Origin of the sequence: Methylobacterium variabile, from assembly GCF_001043975.1 — a bacterium.
In the GTDB taxonomy this organism is placed as follows: Bacteria; Pseudomonadota; Alphaproteobacteria; order Rhizobiales; family Beijerinckiaceae; genus Methylobacterium; species Methylobacterium variabile.
Genome location: NZ_LABY01000041.1, coordinates 1 through 20,530 on the forward strand (window position 1 = coordinate 1; position 20,530 = coordinate 20,530).

Below are 20,530 nucleotides of genomic sequence, written 5' to 3' on the forward strand. Positions count from 1 at the left end.
TTATACCGCCGCGCCTTCGAACGGACCCGTTCGGAGGCGCAAGGCAAGCCCGAACGGGCGCCGGCGCTGATGCGCCGGACGCCTTCGCATCGACGTGTCGATGCCAAGGCGCGAGGGTATAAATTGCGTGTTGATGCAATCGCCGCCGCGCAGCCGGACACACGAAGCATCGCGAACACGCTCAAGCCGTGCTTCGCGGAGCGGGAGGACGGCGGGGGTAACCGCCTCAAGCGCTGACCCGGACCCGCCCCAGCGCCGGCCCGTTGCCCCAGCGGATCTTCATGGGACCCAAGCCCCGACCTTCATGAGGCACCAGACCCATTCATACCTCTGAGGGCCGTCGGGATGGGTCTTGTAGATCTACCGAAGCTCCCGCCGGCGACCATGGCAACGAGGTCAGGGCCGCAATCAGGCCAGGTGTTGTGCCAGATGATCGGGGTGTCGGTCACACCTCACTCCGGCTGCTCATTGCCACGAAATCGCGGGCCCGCTCATAAGCCGTCCGAATCAGCCCGGACTCGAATGGGTCCGTCATGTCCAGATCCTCCCAGGCTGGCCACCAAGTGATCTGCTGGCGGGCATGCTCGTGCAGCTCGCGGGCGACAACGTCGAGGGGATCGTTACCGTCGCGCTGCAGGTTCGGCAAAGATGCTACCGCCCAACGTTCCAAGGCGTCCTCTCCTAACGAATGAAATTACAGGCCCAATATCCCTTGCGTCATCCCACCGGCAGAATGCGCGCCAATTCGTATCCAGATCACAAACACTCACAACCTCGACTTCGCTACCGTCTTCTTTCGTCCATACAGCTGTGCCTCCGATGCCAGCGCCAGCCTTGCTGAACACACCACGCCACTTCATACGCTTTTCTCTCGAACGCTTCTCCGTTCTCTTGATCTATCTGTCGTTGAGTTTATCCTGTCAATACAACCTTACAGGGAGCGTCGTTGCCTCGTCCGCCTCAGCCCCGGCACCGCGCCCCAAGCGGTCGTCGGCACCAGGGCCGAGGTGAGGGCGAGGCAGGTGGTGGGGGTCATCCGACCGGCGCCAGCAGGATCGCGTTCCTCACTGCTTCGCGCCGCCGAGCCTTGATCGCATTCAACCGCCGCGCTCGAATCGCATCTCTCAACACCAGTTCTTCAGCTGCCCACCCATACGCCAGCACGACCGGCTTCGACGGATCGGCGAGGTAGGCCGTGATCGCCGCGTCGCGCGCGTCAGCCTGGGCGCCCCACCGGTTGATTAAGGCGGCGCAGCGACGGTGCGTCTCGGCCCACTCGTCGGGCCTGAGGCCGGGACAGGGCGGCACGCCGGGCGCCAGGCTGGGAAGCCGCGCGACCAGGTCAGGACACGAGCGGGAAGGGGAATTGCCCTGTTGAAGATCTATGCCAGTTGCACACTGTAGGCCAACAGATCCTGAACGCCGACATCGTAGCCAGCCACGGCGAGAAACCGTGAGTAACAAGATCAACGACTTGGCCTAGCCCTCCAAGCTGAATACGAGGATTCGATTCCCTTTACCCGCTCCAGCCCATTCGCTTTCGCGGAGAGTGCCTCTGCGGCGGCCTGACGGTCGCGGCGCAGCCGCCGTCTGGCAGCGGTCGCGGCCAGCGCGGCGTGCTCGCGGCGGGGATCAGGCTGTCTACGCCCGATCGCGTCATCGGCCGGCAGATCGGGCGACTCCACCTCTCGAACGAGCCCCGAAGAACCGATCTCCGAGATTGCCCGCTGACCGCGAGCGGTCGTTCGCGCCGGGCGACGCCCGGCTTTGTTCGAGCACCACGCCGGGTCCGGACAACGCTCCCCATCGCCGCGGGCGCCCGCAGCGATCGTCGCGGGATTTCGGCACACCGATACTCCCGCCCGGATCCGCGACCGGCCTCGCGCGGCGGCTCAGTCAGTTCCGGCTTCCGGGCTCGGCGCTCTCGACCGGCCGGACGGTGTCGCCCTCGCGCAGGAACGGGGCGGCCCGGACCACCACCATGTCGTTCTCGGACAGGCCGGAGCGGATCTCGACCTCGTCCTCCGAGAAGAGCCCGATCCCGACCGGGCGCGCCTCGATGGTGCGGCCGATGGAGACGTAGACCGCCGGGCCGTCGGGACCGTTCACCAGGGCGGAGAACGGCACGGCGGTGCCGCAGCTCTGCCCCACCGACACCGTGCCGCGGGCAAACAGCCCGAGCCGGGTGTCGCCCGCGGAGGCGAGCTGGATCCGCACCTGGCCGAGCTGCGTCGCCGGGTCGGCGACGGGCGTGACGAGGCGGACCTTGCCGCTGACCGGCCCGAGGCCGATCGGCTTGACGCTCACCGTCTGGCCGGGGGCAAGGCGGTCGAGCTTCGCGAGCGGCGCCTCGGCCGCCAGCTCCACCTCGCCCTGCGCGGCGATCACGAACAGCGGGTCCCGCCGGGCCGGCGCCGGGGCGCCCACTACCGCCGTGCTGCGGCCGACGAGGCCCGCCACCGGGGCGCGCAGCGTCACCGGGCCGCCCGGCTGCCCGTCCTCCGGCGAGAGCTGCGCCAGGGGCTGCCCGGCCCGGACCTCGTCCAGGGCCTTGACGTAGACCTGCGTCACCCGAAGCCCGTCCCGGTCGGGCCGGACCTGCACCTCCTGCCGGGGCACCAGCACGCCGGTCACGTCGACCCGGTCGGAGAAGCAGCGGACCTTCGTGCGGACCACGCTGATCACGGGGCCGGCGCCCTGGCCCGGCCCCGGATCACCCGCCGCGAGGGCGAGGCCGGGGGCGAAGGCCGCGAGCAGCGCCAGCGCACGCGCGCCGCCGGATCCCGCTCCGGGGCCTCGATCCCGCCGCGCGCCCCGCGACGACCCGGCCTCTCCTTTGTCGGACAATACTCTCACTCGCGACACGTCTCGTTCGCTCCGCCTGTGTTGCCGGGCCGCCGGCCCGGTGCAAATCCTCGTCACGGCCGCACCCGGGAGCGGGCCCCCGGCGGGCGGCGGGCGCCCTCCGCCGGCATCAGCGCGTCGAGAAGGCCGCCAACGCCGCCGGCATTGCCCCCCAGGAGCCCGGAGCCGATGTCCCTGAGGCCCTGCGACACTCCTCCCTCGCCCGTCAATCCGGCGAGATCGACGTGGATCTGGGGGGCATCCCAGGCGCCGTTGATGATCACCGGCAGGCTCACGTCGAGGATGCGGGGAAGGTTGCGGGCGGCCGCACGGTTCAGCCGCGGCTCGATCCGGAAGGCGATGCTCTTCTCAGCGAGGTCGACCACGCCGCTCCCGCCCGCGGTGACGAGAGGGCCCGCGAAGGCGAGCTCCTGGGTGGTGGCGCGGCCGTCCTGGACCTGGAAGCGCAGCGAGAGCCGGTCGAAAGCGGTGGTGTCGGCGGCGGAGAGCCGTCCCGCCATCGACCGGACCACGCCCGGGATGTCGACGCCGTTGAGGCGGCCGTTCTCCACCAGGAGCGCCGCGCTGCCCGAGAGGCTGCGCCGGATCCCGGCGAGGTCGCGGCCGCCGCCCCGCAGGTCGAGGGTCGCGCTCGCGGTGCCGTCGAGGAGCGTGAAGCCGGCAAGGCCCGAGAGGAGCGGCAGGGCCCGGGCCCGCGTCAGCTCGAGCTGCAGGGCGTGGCGCGGGGCCTCGTCCGGGGTCGCCGGCACCATGGTGGCGAGGCGGCCCCGGACCTGGCCGCCGTGCAGGCTGGCCGGCGCGAGCGTCGCCTCGACGGCCCCCTCGGTGAGCCGCAGGTCGAGGTCGACCTCGCCGAGGCGGGTCTGCCCGACGGCGAGGGAGGCCGCCCGGAGCCGCGCCCGGCCGTCGAAGAGGCGCAAGCCGGCGGGATCCGGCGCCGGGCCGGCGCCCGGGAGCGCCGCGAGGGACAGCGTCTCGAAGCCGAGATCGACCCGCACGAACGGCTTCTGCGAGAGGTCGACCAAGAGGCTGCCACCGAAGCGGTCCGGGCCGAGGCGGCCGGAGAGGCGCGAGAGCGAGAGGGCGGGGCCCGCCAGGGCCGCGTCGGCAGTGCCGGCGAGCGGCGTGCCCGAGAGGTCCGGCGCGCGGCAGGTGAAGGCGACGGCCACCGGGGCCGCGTCCCCCCGGGCACCGCCGGCCGGCCCCGGCGAATCCGCCTCCGGCGCGACGGTCAGGTCGCAGGTGCCGCGCATGCCGCCCACCCGGCCCGCCAGGGTGACGGCGTGGCCGTCGCCCCGCGGCTGCGCCGTTGCGGCAACCGCCTCGACCGCCGCGACGACGCGCTCCCCCTCGGTCAGGGCGAGGCTGCCGTCGCGCACCGTGACCCGCCGGAGCAGCGGGGGGCGGGCCGACGAGGGGGCCTCGCGCGGCCCGTCGGCGCCGCGCCACCACTGCGCCGGCCAGCGCAGGGCAGGGCGCACGAGCTCCACCTCGTCCGCCTCGCCGGCCAGGAGGCCGGACGCCGTTCCGCCGAGCCGCATTTCATCGATCGTGAGGCGGGCCCGCCCCGCCGGCCCGAGATCCGTCTCCGAGGCGAGGTCGCGCAGGGTGACGCCCGCCGGCCAGAGCGACAGCCCGGCGCCGCCCACCGTCCAGGGCCGCCCGGTCGCCGCCTCCAGGCGGCCGGCGGCCGCCCGCACGATCATTCCTTCACCCAGGATCACGAGCGCCGCGGCGCCCGCCGCGCAGGCGGCCCCGAGGACGAGCAGCAGGTTGCGAAGTCTCATGTCCGGCCAGCAACCTTAGAGCGCCCGTGGGCGGCAGAAGAGCGCAAACGTCGTGCGAAATCAATCGTCGCGCCGTCCCCTTCCTCTGGCGAAACAAGTTTGCGGCGCCCGATCCACTCCGGCCCGACCCGCGGCGGGCGGAGGCGGGAAGTCGCCGCGCAGGTCGACACAGTCGTGGGACGGCCCGACGACCGCGGAAAAACCGCGCGATCTCTGGCACCGGACTCCATCCGGCGGAACGGACACAGAAGATCGGGTCGCGAGAGTTGTCGAGTGGTGCGCTCCGGCACTTGCTCGGGATGGCCACAGCCATGTAATTTGGCAGACATGAAACGGACGCTGCCTGCCCTCCTCTCTCTCTCGCTCACGCTGTGGGCCACGGCGGCCGTTTCGGCCCCGGGAGACAAGCGCATCGCCCTCGTGATCGGCAATGCCGCCTACGAGAGCTTCGGCCGCCTGGCCAATCCGGGCAACGACGCGGACGACATCGCCTCCGTCCTGCGCCGCGTCGGCTTCGAGGTGGTGGACGGCCGCGACCTGTCGCGGCGCGACATGGACCGCAAGCTGGCCCAGTTCTCGCGTATCGCCCACGACGCCGACACGGCGCTGGTCTACTACGCGGGCCACGGCCTGCAGTACCAGGGCCAGAACTACCTCGTGCCCACCGACGCGCAGCTCAAGGACGGGTTCGACGTCCCGTTCGAGACCATCGCGGTCGAGAGCGTGATCGGGGCCCTCGACAGCGCCAAGGGCGCCCGCATCCTGATCCTCGACGCCTGCCGCGACCTGCCGCTGAAGGATACCGGCCGGCGCGACAGCGCGAACGGCCCGGGTCTCGCGAGCGTGGTCGGCCGCAAGGGCCTGATCATGGCCTACGCCACCCAGGCCAACAACGTCGCCTTCGACGGCACCGGCCGCAACAGCTTCTACGCCGCCGCCCTGATCAAGACGATGGCCGAGCCGGGCCTCGAGGTCGGGCAGGTGTTCCAGCGCGTCGCGATGTCGGTCTCCACCGCCACGAGCGGTCGCCAGTTGCCGGAGGTCACGCGCTCCTTCCCGGGCGAGGTCTACCTGAACCGCGACGAGACGGACATCCAGGCCTGGAGCCGCCTGCGCGCCAGCAACCAGGTGGCCGAGCTCCGGAACTTCGCCGCGAAGTACGCCGCCAGCTTCCTGAAGGACGACGCGCTGGCCCGCATCAAGATGCTGGAGGAGCAGGGCCGCGCTGCGCCGCTGCCGCAGGTCGCTGCCCTCGAGGAGCCCCGGGGCCGCGAGGAGCGGCCCGGCGCCCTGGAGCGGAACGGCTGGGCGCGGCTCGAGGACGAACAGCGCCAGCGCGAGAAGGCCAACGACGAGAAGGCCAAGCTCGACGAGGAGCAGCGCCAGCGCGAGAAGGCGCGGCTCGCCGCCGACAAGGCGCGTCGGGACGAGGAGGAGCGGCGTCAGGCCGAGCAGACCCGGCTGCTCGCCCAGCGCCGCGAGGAGGAAGCCCGGGAAGCTGCCCGGCAAGAGGCCGCTCGGCAAGAGCTCGCCCGCCAGGAAACCGCTCGGCAAGAGGCCGCTCGGCAAGAGGCGGCCCGTCAGGAGGCGCTGCGGCAGGAGGCGGCCCGCCTGGAGCAGAAGCGCCGGGACGAGGACAACGCCAGGATCGCCGCGGCGGCCGAGGCCGAGCGCCGCGAGGAGATGGCCCGCCTGGAGCGGAGCCGGCGCGAGGAGGAGCAGCGGGTCAAGCTCGCGATGCTCGAGGCGCCCAAGGTCGAGAGCGCGAAGGTCGAGGCGGCCGCCGAGATCGCCAAGGCCGCCATCCTGCCGGCCCCGGCCGACAAGCCCGCCGAGGGGCCGGCCATCGCGTATGCCAGCCTGTCGGTGAAGGAGGAGGTCCCCGCCACCACGGCCGCCCTGGACGCGACCGCGCCGGCCAACCAGGACCGCATCGTCCGCGCGGTGCAGGACCGCCTGAACGCCCTCGGCTGCTACAACGAGAAGCCCGAGGCGTCCTGGGGCAGGCACTCGATGGACGCCCTGGAGCGGTTCTACCGCGTCACCCAGGCCGGCGACGCCGCCCGGCCGGGCCTGACCCGGGCCGTCAAGATCGTGTCGCACATGCCCGACCAGTCCACCCTGGACGTGCTCAACGGCTATAGCGGCCGGATCTGCCCGGTGGTCTGCCCGACCGGGACCGAGCAGAAGGGCGATGCCTGCGTGCGCGTCTCCTGCCCGCCGGGCCTGACGCTCGAGGGCGACGAGTGCCGGCCCGTGGCGAAGCCCCAGCGGGCCAGCCTCCCGGCGGCGACGCCGCGGCCGGTCGAGGCGTCCAGGCCGGCGCCGGAACCGGCCCGGAAGGCCGCAGCGCCCGAGCCCCGCACCAAGCGCGCCGCCCTGCCCGAGCCGGAGCCGGTGAAGCACGCCAAGCCCCCGGCCGCGAAGGCTCCGGTGGCCAAGCCCGCCGTGAAGGAGACGCCCCGCCCGGTCCGCGAGGCCGCCCGCCCGGTGGTGAAGCCGAAGGTGACGGTGGTCCAGCCGATCCGGGCCCGCGCCCAGGTTCCGGCCCTCGCCCGGCCGAGCTACGCCCCGGCGCCGGCCAGCACGACGTCCAGCTACGGCCCGGCCGAGATCGGCGCCTCCCGGATGATGAGCCGGATGCCCTGACGGGCACCGCCACGGTGCCAACGAAGAGAGGCCGGTCCCTCGGGGACCGGCCTCTCTTCGTTGGCGAGCCAGTGAGGTTCCGCGCGAGACGATGCCCTCGCGCCGGTCCCCGTACCGTGCGCTACTCCGCGCTCCCGTGCAGCGTCAGGGCATAGTCGAGGCCGTTCTCCCGGTCCCGGCTGACCGACTGGCCCAGGCCGAGGGTGCCGACGTCACGGAGCACCAGCTCCTCGCGCCGGATGCAGAACTCCTCGCCGCCGAACAGCATCACGAAGGTGCCGTTGGTGCTGTGATCGACGAGCACCCACTTGTCCCCGCGCCGCTCGATCGTGGCGTGGCGGCGCGAGGCGTGCTCGCTGTCGAGCAGGACGTCGCTGCTGGGCTCGCGCCCGAGGGAGACGCTCTGCCGCCCCTCGTCGAAGATCCAGCGCCGCCCGCGATGGGTGAGGCGCAGCTCCGGGACCGCGACCGCCTGCTCGGCGACGAGCGTCAGCGAGAACACGGTCGTCTGGTGGGTGGAGCGGTGCCAGAGCACCTCCGCCACCCGCAGCTCCTCGCCCGCGCCCTTGACGTGCACCCCGACGAGGGTCCGCGTCGCGGCCCGGCGCGCCGGGGGGAGGGCGTCCGCGAGAGCGCCGGTGGTGATGACCTGCCCGCCCTTGGCCAGAGCCGTCATCCGGGCCGCCATGTTCACGGTCGTGCCGAAGTAATCGTCGGTCGTGCGCACCACCGGGCCGAAATGGAAGCCGATGCGCAGTTGCAGCCGGTGGGCGGCGACGTGCTCCAGGCTGGGCGCCATCTCCTCGAAGCGGCGCTGCACGGCGATCGCGGCGTCGCACATGGCGCAGACGTCGTCGAACACCGCCATGAACTCGTCGCCGATGGTCTTGACCAGGCGACCGCCGCCTGCCCGCACCACATCGGCGGCGAGGTCCAGGCAGGCGTCGACGACCCGCAGGGCCACCGCATCGCCGACCTCGCGGTACAGCTTGGTGCTCCCGGCGACGTCGCAGAACAGGACACCGATCGGGACGGGTTCGGCGGTGCTCATCGGGGAGGAGCAATCCTCGCTTGGTCGCCGAGCAGTAGGATGCCCGTGCGATCCCGTAAGTAAACAAGCTTCGGCCGGGGCGGAAGACGGAAATAGCGGCTCTCCGCCCCGGCACCCGCGCCGGATCCGGTGCGGAACGCCCGAGGACAGGATTCCGCTCGCACAAGTCCCTCGCAGTCTCCCCTTGGCCGACGGAGCATCGTCGGGGCGTCCATGACCGGCGCGACCCGGGACGCGCCCGGCTCGGAGGGGCGGCCACCGGCCGGCCGAGGCCAGACTATCGCCGCGGACGGGCGGACCGATCGACCGGTGCATTGTCGGCTTCCTACCGAACGCAGACGACGACGCGGGCGCCGAACATGCGATATACCGGATGGACAGGCGATTCGTTAATGATCGCTCGGCTTATATGCTGGCCTGTGCAGCGAATCAGTTGCCAGAACAGTCATGCGGCAGTGCTGGGCGTCGAGCGGCTGTGCTCTCGCGGCCACTCCACTCGGCAAAGACACGGCATCTCCCGGTCGGCGGTGGACAGTGTCTGGTCGTCGCAACTATGAACTCTGCAAGGCAAAATGCGCGCATTTTGGCGGCGAATGGAAGTGGAAGGGGTGCCTATGAGTTTCCGGGAGACCGCCCAACGCGGATCGCTGGAGCCGGCGATGGGGACTGGAACGAGCGCTGCTCCGAAGGCCGGGCGTAGTCTCGCGCGGCTGCGCAGCGCCCTGCTGCTCGGTGCGTCCTTCGCCGCCCTGCCGGTCGTCGGCGTGCTGACGGCGAACGAGGCCACCGCGCAGGCGATCGCTCCCGGGTTCAACAGCAACCGGCTTCCCGGGACCGGCGGCGATCCGATCACGAACATCACGGCGATCTCGGCCGACGGCCGCACGCTCGACGGCGTCGGCGGTCCCGTCAACCTGCCGTTCTCCGTCAACTACTTCGGCCGTACCTACAACCAGATCTTCGTCAACAACCACGGCAACCTGACCTTCGACTCGGCCTCCGCCGCCTTCGTGCCGTTCGGCGTCGGCGCGGATTATCGCGGGCAGCCGATCATCGCCCCGTTCCTCGCGGACACCGACACGCGCAACCCGCAGAGCGGCGTGCTCGGCTTCGGGACCGGCACCTACCAGGGGCGGACCGCCTTCGGGGCGACCTGGCCGAACGTCGGCTACTTCGACCAGCAGGCCGACAAGACCAACAGCTTCCAGGCGATCCTGGCGAGCCGGAGCGACACGGGCACCGGCAACTTCGACATCTACTTCAACTACGGCAGCATCAAGTGGGAGTGCAGCGGCAGCGGCGGCCAGGGCGGCGCCAACGGCTTCTGCGGCACCACCGGCACGGCGCCGAGCGTCGGCTTCTCGGCCGGCACCGGTGAGGCCGGGACGTACTACCAGCTGCCGGGCTCGCTGGTCGCCGGCGCGTTCCTCGACGGCGGTCCCAACGCGCTTGCGACGGGCACCAACAACGGCGTGCCGGGGCAGTTCCTGTTCCCGGTCCGCAACGGCACCGTGCTCATCGCCAGCGTGTGCTCGCCGGGCGACAACGCCTCGACCACGACCGCGGCGGTCTGCGGCCCGGACAAGGCCTACAACCAGGGCATCTTCTACACCCCGACCGGCCCGTTCACCCTGACCGTCCGGGAGAACACCACCATCGCGGCGCCCGCGACGACGGCGGCGATCCTGGTGACCCCGGCCTCGACCTCGGGGGCCGTGCCGTCCGCGAACGTCACGATCAACGTCGCGGCGAGCGCCTCGATCACGTCGGCGGACCGGGCGGGCATCCAGATCGACTCCACCAAGGGGACCGGCACCGGCACGGTCGACACCGCCGGCACGATCACGGCCGGAACGGCCGGCGTCCTGGCGCAGACCAATGTTGGCGCCCTCCGGGTGACGAACAGCGGTTCGATCACCGCCCCGTTCGGCATCCTGGGCGAGTCGGTCACCACGACCCTGACGAATACCGGCACGATCAAGGCCGGCGTCGGCATGGCCGCGCAGGCGGGCGTCGCGACGATCAGCAACGCCGGCACCGTCACCTTCGGGACTGCGGGCCTGGCGGCCGTGACGAGCGGCGGCGTCCTGACGAACACCGGCACGCTGACCTACGACGGGTCGATCGCCGACCCGTTCGCCGCCAACGTCCTCGACGGTCTTCCGACCCTGGCGCGCAGCATCAACCTGGCCCTCACCCAGGTGACGCAGGGCTCCGGCCCGACGCCGACCGGCATGGCGGGCCTGTCGCAGGGCGACCTGACGGTCTCGAACTCCGGCACGATCACGGGCGGCGCGATCGGCATCGCGGCCCTGGCCCAGGGTGCGCTGTCGCTCCAGAACACCGGCACCATCACGTCCGGCGGCACCGGGGTGGCCGCGCAGGCCGGGGTCGCCGCGGGCGAGGGGACGTCGGCGAGGGCCGGGACCCTGACCTTCTCGAACAGCGGCGCGATCTCCGCCGCCGGGGGGCCGGCCGCCCTCCTGCGCACCTACGGCGGCAGCCTGACCGTCGCGAACAGCGGAACGCTGGGCGGCCTCGTCGGCCTCAATGCCGCCGTGGTCCAGGGCGCCGCGGGCAGCGCGCTGACCATCAGCAACGCGACGGGCGGGTCGATCGTCGGGACGAGCGGCCTCGCCATCGACACGTCCGCGAGCAGCATCGCGAGCCGGATCGACAACCGGGGCACCATCACGGGCGCGGTCAACCTCAGCGCGGGGTCGTCGGTCGCCAACAGCGGTCAGTTCAACGCGACCGGCACGAGCGGCTTCGGCGGCGGCGTGTTCAACAACCTCGGCACCCTCTCGGTCGTGCCCGGCGCAACGCGCGCGGCGAACGTCACGCTCGGGGGCCTGTCGGAGTTCCGCAACGCCGGCACGATCAGCCTAGTCAACGGGCGGGCGGGCGACACCCTGACCATCCAGGGCAACTACGTCGGCCAGAACGGGCGCATCGACACCGAGTTCCTGACCCAGACGGGGATCGGCGACCAGGTGGTCATCGCCGGCAACGCCAGCGGCTCGACCAGCGTCAACGTGACGAATCTGTCCTCGGCCGTGCCGTTCAGCACCGCCACACCGTTCGTCGTGGTGCGCGGCACCTCGCAGGCGAACGCGTTCACCCTCGGCACCCTGCAGAACTTCGGCACCCTGCAGGCGGCCCTGGTCTCCGCCACCGGCGCGGAGGGGACCGCGATCTCGGTCGCCGCGGTGCCGAACGCCGTGGCGCTCTCGGCCCCGACGGCGGTGATCGCCTCGCGCACCATCGCGTTCCAGGGCGGCACCGCCGTCCTCGACCGCATGACCCAGCTGCGCACCGACGCCCAGCGCGCCGCCAGCGGCACGCCGTCGATCCCGCAGGCGATGCAGTATGCCGGCCTGAACCAGTACGCGGCGCTCGTCACCAAGGACCCGATCGCCCCGAATCTGGTCCAGCCGGTCGAGCCGCCCCCCAGCAACGTCCGTCCCGCCGTCTGGGCCCGCGCCTACGGCGACCTCGAGCGCCGCACCGGCTCGACCTCGTTCTCCTTCGCCGGCACGAACTTCTTCCGCGACCTCGGCTACAGCCAGTCCGGCGGCGGCCTGCTCGGCGGCGCCGACCTGGTGATCAGCCGCCTGACCAAGGAGGATGACGGCCTCATCCTCGGCGTGATGGGCGGCTACACCACCGCCAGCGTGCGCCTCAACCAGGCGGCCGGCCGGCAGGACTACGAGGGCGGCACGATCGGCGTCTACGGCACCTACCTGAACGGGCCGTGGTTCTGGGATCACCTGTTCAAGGTCGACCTGCTCGGCCTCGACATCCGGGCGCCCGGCCTGCTCCAGCGCACCGGCCTGCAGAACTACGCCTACACCACCAATGTCGGCTACCGCATCCCGCTGCAGAACGCGCTCTACGTCGAGCCGACCGCCGGCCTCGAATACGTCGCCACCACCTTCAACCAGCAGGCCGCGCTGACGGCGACCTCGGTCCCGCTGCGGGATGGCGACGCCCTGCGCGGGCGGATCGGCGCCCGGGTCGGGTCGGAATTCGTCGAGGGCGACATCCGGGTCGAGCCGAGCGTGACGGGCTTCGTCTACTCGGTCCTGACCGAGAGCGGGGTCTCGGGCGCGGTGAACGGGATCACCGGCGTGACCGGCCTGCGCGAGCAGGGCAAGGTGCGCGGCGAGGTCCAGGCCTCGGTGAACTTCTTCAACCTGAAGACCGGTCTGTCGGGCTTCGTCCGGGCCGATTACCGGATCGGCGGCGACCTAGTCGGCGGCGGCGGCCGGGTGGGCATGCGCTACCAGTGGTGATCGCAGCCTCCACCTGATCCAAGACGAGGGCCCGGCGCGTTCGCCGGGCCCTTTTTTCTTGGCGGGGGCAAGATGCCGGGTCCGGCGCAATCCTCGGCATGATCCCGCCGGACCGGAACCACGGCCACGGCGCGCCGCCCGGCCCGCATCAAGTTCAGGACCGGTTCAGGCGCGTGCGCTGACACACAGGATCCTGACGCCGCACTCGCTAATGTGCGTCATGTCAAGCTTGCATCGTCCGGGCGGGACACCACATCGAAGGGATGGGGCGCCTCAAGACTTGCGAGGCCGCCAGAGGACATCCGGAGAACGACCATGAGCCTGCGTGTTGCCGCGATCCTGTCTGTTGCCACCCTTGCGACGTCCCTGGCGTCGGCCCTGCCGGCGCAGGCCGATTACGTCCGCTGCGCCACGCCGTGGTCCTGCGAGCGCGTCAGCGACCGGCAGATGCATCGCGAGATGCGGGCCCTCTACGCGGCCAACACGCATTGGCAGCCCTGGTACGTCGACACCTACGGCGCCCGGCCCTACAGCCGCTTCGACGTCGAGGCGCTCCGGCTCATGACCCGGATGCCCTGAGGCATCGGAACGACGCGGGGCTGAGCGAGGCGTTCGAGCGCCGCCTCAGCTCCCGAGCTTGAAGTAGCCGATTGCGATCCCGGCGGGCCGCGGGTCGCGGTCGAGCTCGTCGCCGATCTGGCGAAGGATCTGGCCGGCCCGCGCCGTGCCGCCGCCCCGCAGACTTGAGAGCGGCTTCTGGCTGGTGAGGGCGAGCAGCAGTTGCGGCTTCGGGACGCCGCTGCCCTCGAGCTTGAGCGTGAAACGCGCCGTGTCGCCGTTGCGCCGGAGCGAACGGCTGAGATTGCTCACCCGGCCGTCATCCGAGACGAGCAGCAGCTCGATGCTGCGATCGGCGCCGGTTTCCACCGTCCCGCTCAGCTCCTCACCGCTGTGCAGCAGGTCCGAGGTCACCGCCAGGGTCGCGGCGCGGGCGTCGCGCAGGGGGAATTGCCGCGCCAGGAACTCGACCAGCGGGCATTGCGCGTCGGTGACCTGGTGCAGGGTGATGTGCGGCTCGAAGCCGAGCCCGTTCTGGAACGCGGCGTCGAAGGTCATGAACGGCCGGGGCGACACCCCGTAGGCGTCCACCGTCACGTTCGGCGGCTGGGCCGAGACCGCCGTGACGAAGAAGCATTCCCCACCGTCGTAGTTGCGCACGAAACGCTCGACCTGGTCGGCGTTCGCCGTCGCGGTCCGCGACGGCTCGGCGCGCGTGGCCGGCGCCTCTTCCGGATCGGGCCCCGGATCCGGCAGGGGTACGATCGTGGACTTCTGCTCCTGGGATTGCCTGTCCTGCGTCGCCCTCTCTCGAGCAGCCCTTTCCTGCGCCGCTCTCTCCTGCGCCGCTCTCTCTTGGGCTGCCCGGTCCTGCGCCGCCTGCCTCGCCGCGCCGTCGTCCGTCGGAGCGCCAGCGGGCGTGCTCGGCTGAACCCGAGCGGTCTTGCCGGGCGGCTCGGCCGCCGGCGGAGGGGAGGGCGCGCGCCCGGGCAGCATCAGCACCGCCGCGCCCCCGAGGGCCGCCGCCGCGGCGAGACCGGCCGCCCCCGCGAGCACCGGGCCGAGGCGCCGACGCGGCGGCTCGCCCCCGGGCAGCAGGGCCGCCACCGCCGCCATGTCGGCGGGGCGGTCCTTCGCGTGGGGCTGCAGCATCGCCGTCAGGACCGGGCGGATGCGCTCGTCGATCCCGGCGAGATCCGGGACGCGCCGGCGCTTCTCGACCACCTCGACGTGGCTGCTGCCCATGTCGAGGGCCTCGCCGCGGGCGGCGTGCGCCAGGAGCAGGCCGAGGCTGTAGATGTCGGATTTCGGCGTCACCTCGCCGCCGTGGAGGCCGAGCTGCTCGGGGGAGACGTAGGCGTACTTCCCGGCGAAGCCGCCGCCGATCACCGTCCCGGTCTGGCTCGGCGCCCGGGCGATGCCGAAATCGATCAGCTTGGCGCGCGCGACGTTGCCGCCGGGCAGGATCACGTTGTCGGGCGAGACGTCGCGGTGGATGATGCCGAGCTCGTGGGCGGCCTGAAGCCCGGCGGCCAGCCGGCGCAGCAGCAGCGACAGGGTCGGCGTGTCGAGCGGCCCCGTCTTCAGGCGCTCGGACAGCATCTCGCCGTCGACGAACTCCATCGCCAGGTAGGGCAATTCCAACTTGGGATCGACCGAGAACACGAAGTAGCGGACGATCGCCTCGTGGTGCAGGTTGTGCAGCGCCGAGGCCTCGCGGCGAAACAGCGCCAGGGCCGCGGCGTTGCGGGCGAGTTCCGGCTTGATCACCTTGATCGCCACCGCGTCCCCGGTGCCGAGGGCCTCGCCCTTGTAGACCTCGCCCATGCCGCCGGCGGCGATCAGGTTGTGGATCACGTAGGTGTCGTTGAGCCGGGTGCCGGACGGGATGAACGCCCGCGACGACGGCTGCGGCAGGAAGACCGTCTCCTGGGTCATGGCACGGAGGCCTCCGGCGGCATCGCGCCGGGCGCGCCGAGGTAGCGCACCGCCACCACCGTGACGTTGTCGCTCGCGCCGCGCGCCAGGGTCAGCGCCACCAGGGCGTCGCACGCGCCCTGCGCGTCGGCGGCCTCGACGCACAGGCCGAGGATCTCCCGGTCCGCGACGTGCTGGGTCAGCCCGTCCGAGCAGAGGATGAAGACGTCGCCGGGCTCGAGCAGGCCGTGGTCGAGCTCGAGTTCGGGCCGCTCCTGCACGCCGATCGCCCGGGTGATGGCGTTGCGGCCGGGCCAGAGGCTGGCCTCCTCGGGTGTGAGCACCCCGCGATCGAGCAGCGATTGAACCTCCGTGTGGTCGTGGGAGAGCTGCGCGATCCGTCCCGCCCGGACCCGGTAGATCCGGCTGTCGCCCGACCACAGGCAGGCGAAGTGCGGGGCGAAGATCAGGAGTGCCGCCAGTGTGGTGCCGACCACCGTGCCGCGGGCCTGGGCCACCTTCTGGATCTCGGCATTCGCCGAGGCGATGCCGGCCTTCATCCGGGCGAGGAGGTCGCTCGCCGACGCCGCGGGCGCGATCGTCGCCAATGCCTGCACGACCGCGCTCGATGCCACGTCCCCGGCCGCGTGCCCGCCCATCCCGTCCGCGACCGCGAAGAGGCCGCTCTCGGGCGCGACCAGGAAGCGGTCCTCGTTCAGCGACCGGACGCGGCCGACATGGCTCGCCGCGCCGAGGTCGAGCCGGGCCGCAGCGCGTCGCGGCATCTCTCCCCCGCCCTGCGGGGCAGCCTCGGGCATCGGCCGATCCTTCCTCGTGAACGCCACCGGCCCTCGCGCGGCCTCCGGCACCCTGACCGAGGCTGCGCCGTTCGGCAAGGGCCGGCCAAGCCAACGCTGCGTCGTCCATTGCGCGCGTCTTGCGCCACCATTGCGGGCGCGCCGGATCTCCCCCATACCGACCGGGGATCCAAGCAGAATGTTGCTTCGACGAAACATGGGACCGGAATCAGGCGCCGACGGGACTTGGGCATCATTTCGACGGTGTCATAGTCGAAGTAATGTCACAAAAATCACCAGTGGTCGCTGTTGACGATAGACTGCGAACTGTGCATAAGCACAAGCATGGCAGAAGGAAACTGGCTATGCGCATTCTGACCCTGATTGCGGCACTCAAGCTCGCGGCGATCTCCGGGGCAGCCCTGGCCGGTCCGGCGTACACGGCTGACGAAATCGTCAAGCACTTCGCGACGGCGGATCAGCCCGATCTCGGCCGCAGCAGAGGGCTGTGCATCGGTACCCACAGCGAATGCAACGCCGGTGTCGCGACGCGCAAGCCGGCCGGCGGCTTCGATCTCGTCGTCAACTTCGAGTACAACTCGGACCTGCTTACGCCGGCCGCGAAGGCGAATCTCGACGAGTTCGCCAAGGCCCTGCAGGATGCGCGCCTGAAGTCGGCCAGCTTCGTGGTCGAGGGCCACACCGACGGCCGCGGCGGCGACGATTTCAACCTCGGCCTGTCGAGCCGGCGAGCCAACACGGTGGTGAAGTACTTGGCCGGCCGCGGCGTCCAGGCCGGGCAGCTCTCCGCCAAGGGCTACGGGAAGGCCCGCCCCCTCGCGAGCGATCCGCTCGATCCCGCCAACCGGCGCGTGGAGGCCCGCCTGGCGACGCCGTGAGGTCGTCCGTCGCCGCCTGTGTGCGCCCGCACCGTGGAACGAGTCCTGCCGCTCTAGAACGCAAGTCGTCGAGGTGATCTGCGACGCGGAATACGCCGCGGTTGCTGGACCACCTCACCGACTGTCTTCACGCGACGCGGTCATGGCAAGCCGAAGAACGATCAATCCCCCTCGGGGGCTTGTGCCTGAGCTCGGGAGTCAATCGACAATTGCGATTGACGACCTGTTAAAACTCTCGCGTCCGGACCTCTGGGCGCTCTCGCAAGCTTGTCAGCGCGATCGTGTGGTTTTAAGGTTCGCGCGACGAAGTCGGGCCCGAAATCAGGCCCGGGCGCAAGTCTTCGAGGGCAGCATGCGTGCGTGGTGGTTTGTCTGTATCGTGCTCGTAGCGGGAGCGTGCCTCGTGCGCTCCGCTGCGGCCGACAGCAAGCAGGGCGATCGCGTGGCGCTCCTGATCGGCAATGCGCAATATCCGGACAGCGACTCCCCCCTGACCACGCCCGTTCAGGATGTCCGCGCCGTCGGCGCCGCGCTGCAACGCAAGGGATACACGGTCGACCTCGCCGAGAATACCGGCAAGCAGGCGATGCAGCAGGCGATCAATGCCTTCCTCGACAAGATCAAGCCCGGATCCACAGTCCTCTTCTATTTCTCCGGCTACGGCATCCAGGCCGGCAAGAAGAACTACCTGATCCCGACCGACGGCCAGATCTGGAGCGAGGCCGACCTGAGGCGGGACGGCGTGACCGTCGACTGGGTGATGGCGGAGATCGACCGGCGCGGCGCGGACCTGAAGTTCGTGGTGCTGGACGCGGCCAACCGCAACCCGTTCGAGCGGCGCTTCCGCGGCTTCTCGACCGGCCTCGCGCCGGTGACCGACCCACCGGCCAACACCCTGGTGGTCTATTCCTCCGCCCCCGGCACCATGCTGCGCCCGGGCACCGGCACCCGCAGCACCTTCGCGGACGAGCTGGTCGGGCCGATCGGCAGCGAAGGCCCGTCCCGTCCCGCCTTCGACAAGGCCCGGGCCGGCGTGTCGGCCGCGAGCCAGGGCGCGCAGGTCCCGTGGATCTTCTCGTCCCTGAAGGACGGGGCCGGCGGCGGCTGGTCGGACCCGCGCCCGGCCGCGGCCAAGCCCGTCAGGACGGAGCCGGCGCGGCCCGAAGCCGCCCGGACCACGCCCGAGCCCGCCAAGGTGGCGGAACCCGCGAAGGTGCCGGAACCCGTGAAGCCGCCGGCCGTCGCCGCCCTGGATCCGGCGGGGGATTTCGCGGTCGCCAAGCGCACCAACACCCGCCAGGCCTATCAGGACTTCGTCGCCCGCTACCCGACGGGCGCCTGGGCCGAGCGCGCCCGGGCCGAGATCGACCGGTTCGATGCCGCCAGCAAGCCGGCACCAGCCGACGTCCAGACGCTCACCTATTCCCGCGAGGACCTGCGCACGAAGGCCGAGCTGGACCGGGCTCTGGAGCGGGATCCGGCCAACGTTCCGGCGCTCTACCGCCGGGGCCAGCTCCACGCCATCCACCGCGAGTTCCGGGCGGCCATGGCGGATTTCGACGAGGTCATCCGCCTCAACCCGCAGGACGTCGAGGCCCTCAACAACCGCTGCTGGGTGCGGGCGATGATCGAGGAGCTCGACCGGGCCCTGCGCGACTGCAACGAGGCCCTCAAGCTGCGCCCCAACTTCCCGGACGCCCTCGACAGCCGGGGCCTGGTCAACCTCAAGATCGGGCTGCCCGGCATGGCGATCCGCGACTACGACGCTGCCCTGCGCAGCAACGGCAAGCAGGCCTCGTCGCTCTACGGCCGCGGGCTCGCGCGCCTGCGCACGGGCGACACGCAGGAGGGCAACAGCGACATCAGCGACGCCCTGGCGATGGATCCGAGCGTCGCCAAGGAGTTCGCCCGATACGGAATCCGTTGAGCGGAGAGTCCAGAGATCCGCTCGACGCAACAAGGCCCCGTCCACACGGCGAAGACCGGGGGCGAGGGCCGAGAGACGGTTCGATCAACGCGTAGCAACCCGTGACCCGCCGCAGGTCGTCCCGGCCTGCGGCCGCAGAAGGAGCATCCCGATGACCCGTGCCATCCTGTCCCGTCTCCCCGGCCGCACCGCTCTCCTGGCCGGCCTCCTGGTTCTGGGCTCGGCCGCCGCGCAGGCGCAGCCGGCGCCCTCGGAGGCGGATATCCTCAAGGCCCTCTCGCCCGAGAAGCCCCTGACCCGCAGCCTCTCGATGAGCGTGCGCGGCGAGGCCGGCGGCGGCATCGAGGACCGCGCCTTCCTCGACACGCTGCGCAACCGCACCTCGTTCTCGCCGGCGGAGCGGGAGAAGATCGCCGCCGCCTCGGCCGACAAGCCGAGCATCGATCTCGAGATCCCGTTCGACTACAACTCGTCGACGATCGGCCCGAAGGCCCTGCCGCTGGTCAAGAGCCTCGGCGCCGCCCTCGCCCGGCCCGAGCTGAAGGGCAACACCTTCCTGGTCGTCGGCCACACCGACGGCAAGGGCAAGGACCAGACCAACCAGGCCCTGTCCGAGCGCCGCGCCGAGGCGGTGCGGCAGTACATCATCCAGAACTACGGCGTGCCGAGCGCCAACCTCGTCGCAGTCGGCTACGGCAAGAGCCACCTGAAGGACAACGGCAACCCGCTCGCGGCGGTCAACCGCCGGGTGACCGCGGTCAACATGTCGGGCGTGAAGTCGGCCTCGCGCTACTGACGGCCCCGGCGATCCCCGCCGCCTCCAGGAGGCGGCGGGCCATTCCACGACCTTGCCCGAACCCGGCGCCGCGGGCGTCCCCTCGAGAGCGTCGAGCCGTCCATGTCTCGTGACCGTCTTCGGACCGCGCCCGCCGCCGCGTGGCTCCTCGCCGCCGGGCTCGCCCTGCCCGGCGCCGCCGCGGCGGCCGGGGTGCCGGACACGCCCCCCGCCACCGCCCAGGCCCGGAGGGCCTGCTTCTCCGATGCCGTGCGGGTCACCGGCTACGTGATGCCCCGGCGCGACGCCTACCTGGCCTTCCCGGTCGAGGGATACCGCGTCGCCGAGGTGCTCGCGCAGGAGGGCGACGCCGTGACCGCAGGGCAGGAGCTGGTGCGCCTCGCCCGCGTCGCGCCCGACGATCCGTCCGCCGCATCGGCGGCCCGCCTGCCGGCGAACCTCGCGCTCAAGGCCCCGGAGGCGGGGATCGTGGGCCGCAGCACCGCCCAGGTCGGCGCCCTCACGGGCCCGCAGGCGGAGCCTCTGATGCGCGTCATCACCGACCGGGAGCTCGACCTCATGGTGCAGGTGCCGAGCCTCTACGTCACCCGGGTGCGCCAAGGGGCCACCGCCCGCATCCAGACCGATGCCGGCGCATCCCTGCGCGGGGAGGTCCGGGTGCCGGCGACCGACGTCGATCCGGCGACGCAGTTCGGCCGGGCGCTCGTCTCGCTGCCCGCCGGCTCCGGGCTGCGGCCGGGCCAGTTCGCCCGGGCCCTGGTGGACACGGCCTCGAGCTGCGGCATCGCCGTGCCGCGCTCCGCCCTCCTGCGCCGCAGCGACCAGACCAGCGTGCAGGTGGTCGCCCGCGACGGCCGCGTCGACACCCGCCGGGTCACCATCGGCTTCTCGTCGGAGGACGAGGTCGAGGTCCGCAGCGGGCTCGCCGAGGGCGAGGCGGTGGTTGTCAACGCCGGCGCGACCTTCTGACGGCACCAACCCTTCCCTGA

The 20,530-nt window shown here is 71.6% G+C and carries 15 protein-coding genes; 8 read left to right on the forward strand and 7 right to left on the reverse strand.

Annotated features, from left to right (window positions below; all coding sequences use genetic code 11):
- A partial coding sequence (locus tag VQ02_RS38070) for a hypothetical protein (protein WP_167350719.1) occupies window positions 1-237 on the forward strand: 237 nt, incomplete at its 5' end.
- 208 nt (window positions 238-445) lie between these two features.
- On the opposite strand, the gene VQ02_RS06935 is transcribed toward VQ02_RS38070, so the two are convergent.
- From VQ02_RS06935 to VQ02_RS06945, 4 genes are all read right to left on the reverse strand, one after another.
- A complete protein-coding gene (locus VQ02_RS06935) occupies window positions 446-670 on the reverse strand; it encodes a hypothetical protein (protein WP_157080533.1) in 225 nt (74 codons plus the stop codon).
- Window positions 671-1,032: 362 nt separating this feature from the next.
- Window positions 1,033-1,308 (reverse strand): hypothetical protein, encoded by a 276-nt coding sequence (locus tag VQ02_RS38075; RefSeq protein ID WP_167350718.1) that lies wholly within the window; start codon window positions 1,306-1,308, stop codon window positions 1,033-1,035.
- Window positions 1,309-1,896: 588 nt separating this feature from the next.
- Window positions 1,897-2,847, reverse strand: a complete 951-nt coding sequence (locus VQ02_RS06940) for an efflux RND transporter periplasmic adaptor subunit (protein WP_245239652.1) — start codon at window positions 2,845-2,847, stop codon at window positions 1,897-1,899.
- Window positions 2,848-2,918: 71 nt separating this feature from the next.
- The gene (locus VQ02_RS06945; protein ID WP_048443441.1) at window positions 2,919-4,652 is read right to left on the reverse strand and encodes an AsmA family protein; all 1,734 of its coding nucleotides are present in this window, start codon (window positions 4,650-4,652) and stop codon (window positions 2,919-2,921) included.
- 327 nt (window positions 4,653-4,979) lie between these two features.
- Between VQ02_RS06945 and VQ02_RS06950 the strand changes: the two genes are divergently transcribed.
- The gene (locus VQ02_RS06950) at window positions 4,980-7,301 is read left to right on the forward strand and encodes a caspase family protein (RefSeq protein WP_048443442.1); all 2,322 of its coding nucleotides are present in this window, start codon (window positions 4,980-4,982) and stop codon (window positions 7,299-7,301) included.
- Between the two features lie 121 nt (window positions 7,302-7,422).
- Here VQ02_RS06950 and VQ02_RS06955 read toward each other — a convergent pair whose 3' ends face one another.
- Window positions 7,423-8,352: an adenylate/guanylate cyclase domain-containing protein gene (locus VQ02_RS06955; RefSeq protein ID WP_048443443.1), complete on the reverse strand. Its 930-nt coding sequence runs from the start codon at window positions 8,350-8,352 to the stop codon at window positions 7,423-7,425.
- Window positions 8,353-9,011: 659 nt separating this feature from the next.
- Between VQ02_RS06955 and VQ02_RS06960 the strand changes: the two genes are divergently transcribed.
- Both VQ02_RS06960 and VQ02_RS06965 read left to right on the forward strand, forming a co-directional pair.
- The gene (locus tag VQ02_RS06960) at window positions 9,012-12,647 is read left to right on the forward strand and encodes an autotransporter outer membrane beta-barrel domain-containing protein (protein WP_048443444.1); all 3,636 of its coding nucleotides are present in this window, start codon (window positions 9,012-9,014) and stop codon (window positions 12,645-12,647) included.
- 315 nt (window positions 12,648-12,962) lie between these two features.
- Window positions 12,963-13,226, forward strand: coding sequence for a hypothetical protein (locus tag VQ02_RS06965; RefSeq protein ID WP_048443445.1), 264 nt, complete (start codon window positions 12,963-12,965; stop codon window positions 13,224-13,226).
- 45 nt (window positions 13,227-13,271) lie between these two features.
- On the opposite strand, the gene VQ02_RS06970 is transcribed toward VQ02_RS06965, so the two are convergent.
- Window positions 13,272-15,143 (reverse strand): serine/threonine-protein kinase, encoded by a 1,872-nt coding sequence (locus VQ02_RS06970; protein ID WP_048443446.1) that lies wholly within the window; start codon window positions 15,141-15,143, stop codon window positions 13,272-13,274.
- Entirely contained in the window at window positions 15,140-15,940 is an 801-nt protein-coding gene (locus VQ02_RS06975; RefSeq protein WP_245239653.1) for a PP2C family protein-serine/threonine phosphatase, read from the reverse strand. The genes VQ02_RS06970 and VQ02_RS06975 overlap by 4 nt, the downstream gene beginning before the upstream one ends.
- A 344-nt stretch (window positions 15,941-16,284) precedes the next feature.
- On the opposite strand from VQ02_RS06975, the gene VQ02_RS06980 reads away from it, so the two are divergent.
- From VQ02_RS06980 to VQ02_RS06995, 4 genes are all read left to right on the forward strand, one after another.
- Complete coding sequence (locus tag VQ02_RS06980) at window positions 16,285-16,818, forward strand: OmpA family protein (protein WP_048443447.1); 534 nt, start codon at window positions 16,285-16,287, stop codon at window positions 16,816-16,818.
- Between the two features lie 403 nt (window positions 16,819-17,221).
- Entirely contained in the window at window positions 17,222-18,745 is a 1,524-nt protein-coding gene (locus VQ02_RS06985) for a caspase family protein (RefSeq protein WP_245239654.1), read from the forward strand.
- Window positions 18,746-18,896: 151 nt separating this feature from the next.
- A complete protein-coding gene (locus tag VQ02_RS06990; RefSeq protein WP_048443449.1) occupies window positions 18,897-19,541 on the forward strand; it encodes an OmpA family protein in 645 nt (214 codons plus the stop codon).
- A gap of 102 nt (window positions 19,542-19,643) precedes the next feature.
- A complete protein-coding gene (locus tag VQ02_RS06995) occupies window positions 19,644-20,510 on the forward strand; it encodes an efflux RND transporter periplasmic adaptor subunit (RefSeq protein WP_048443450.1) in 867 nt (288 codons plus the stop codon).
- The last annotated feature ends 20 nt before the right edge of the window (window positions 20,511-20,530 follow it).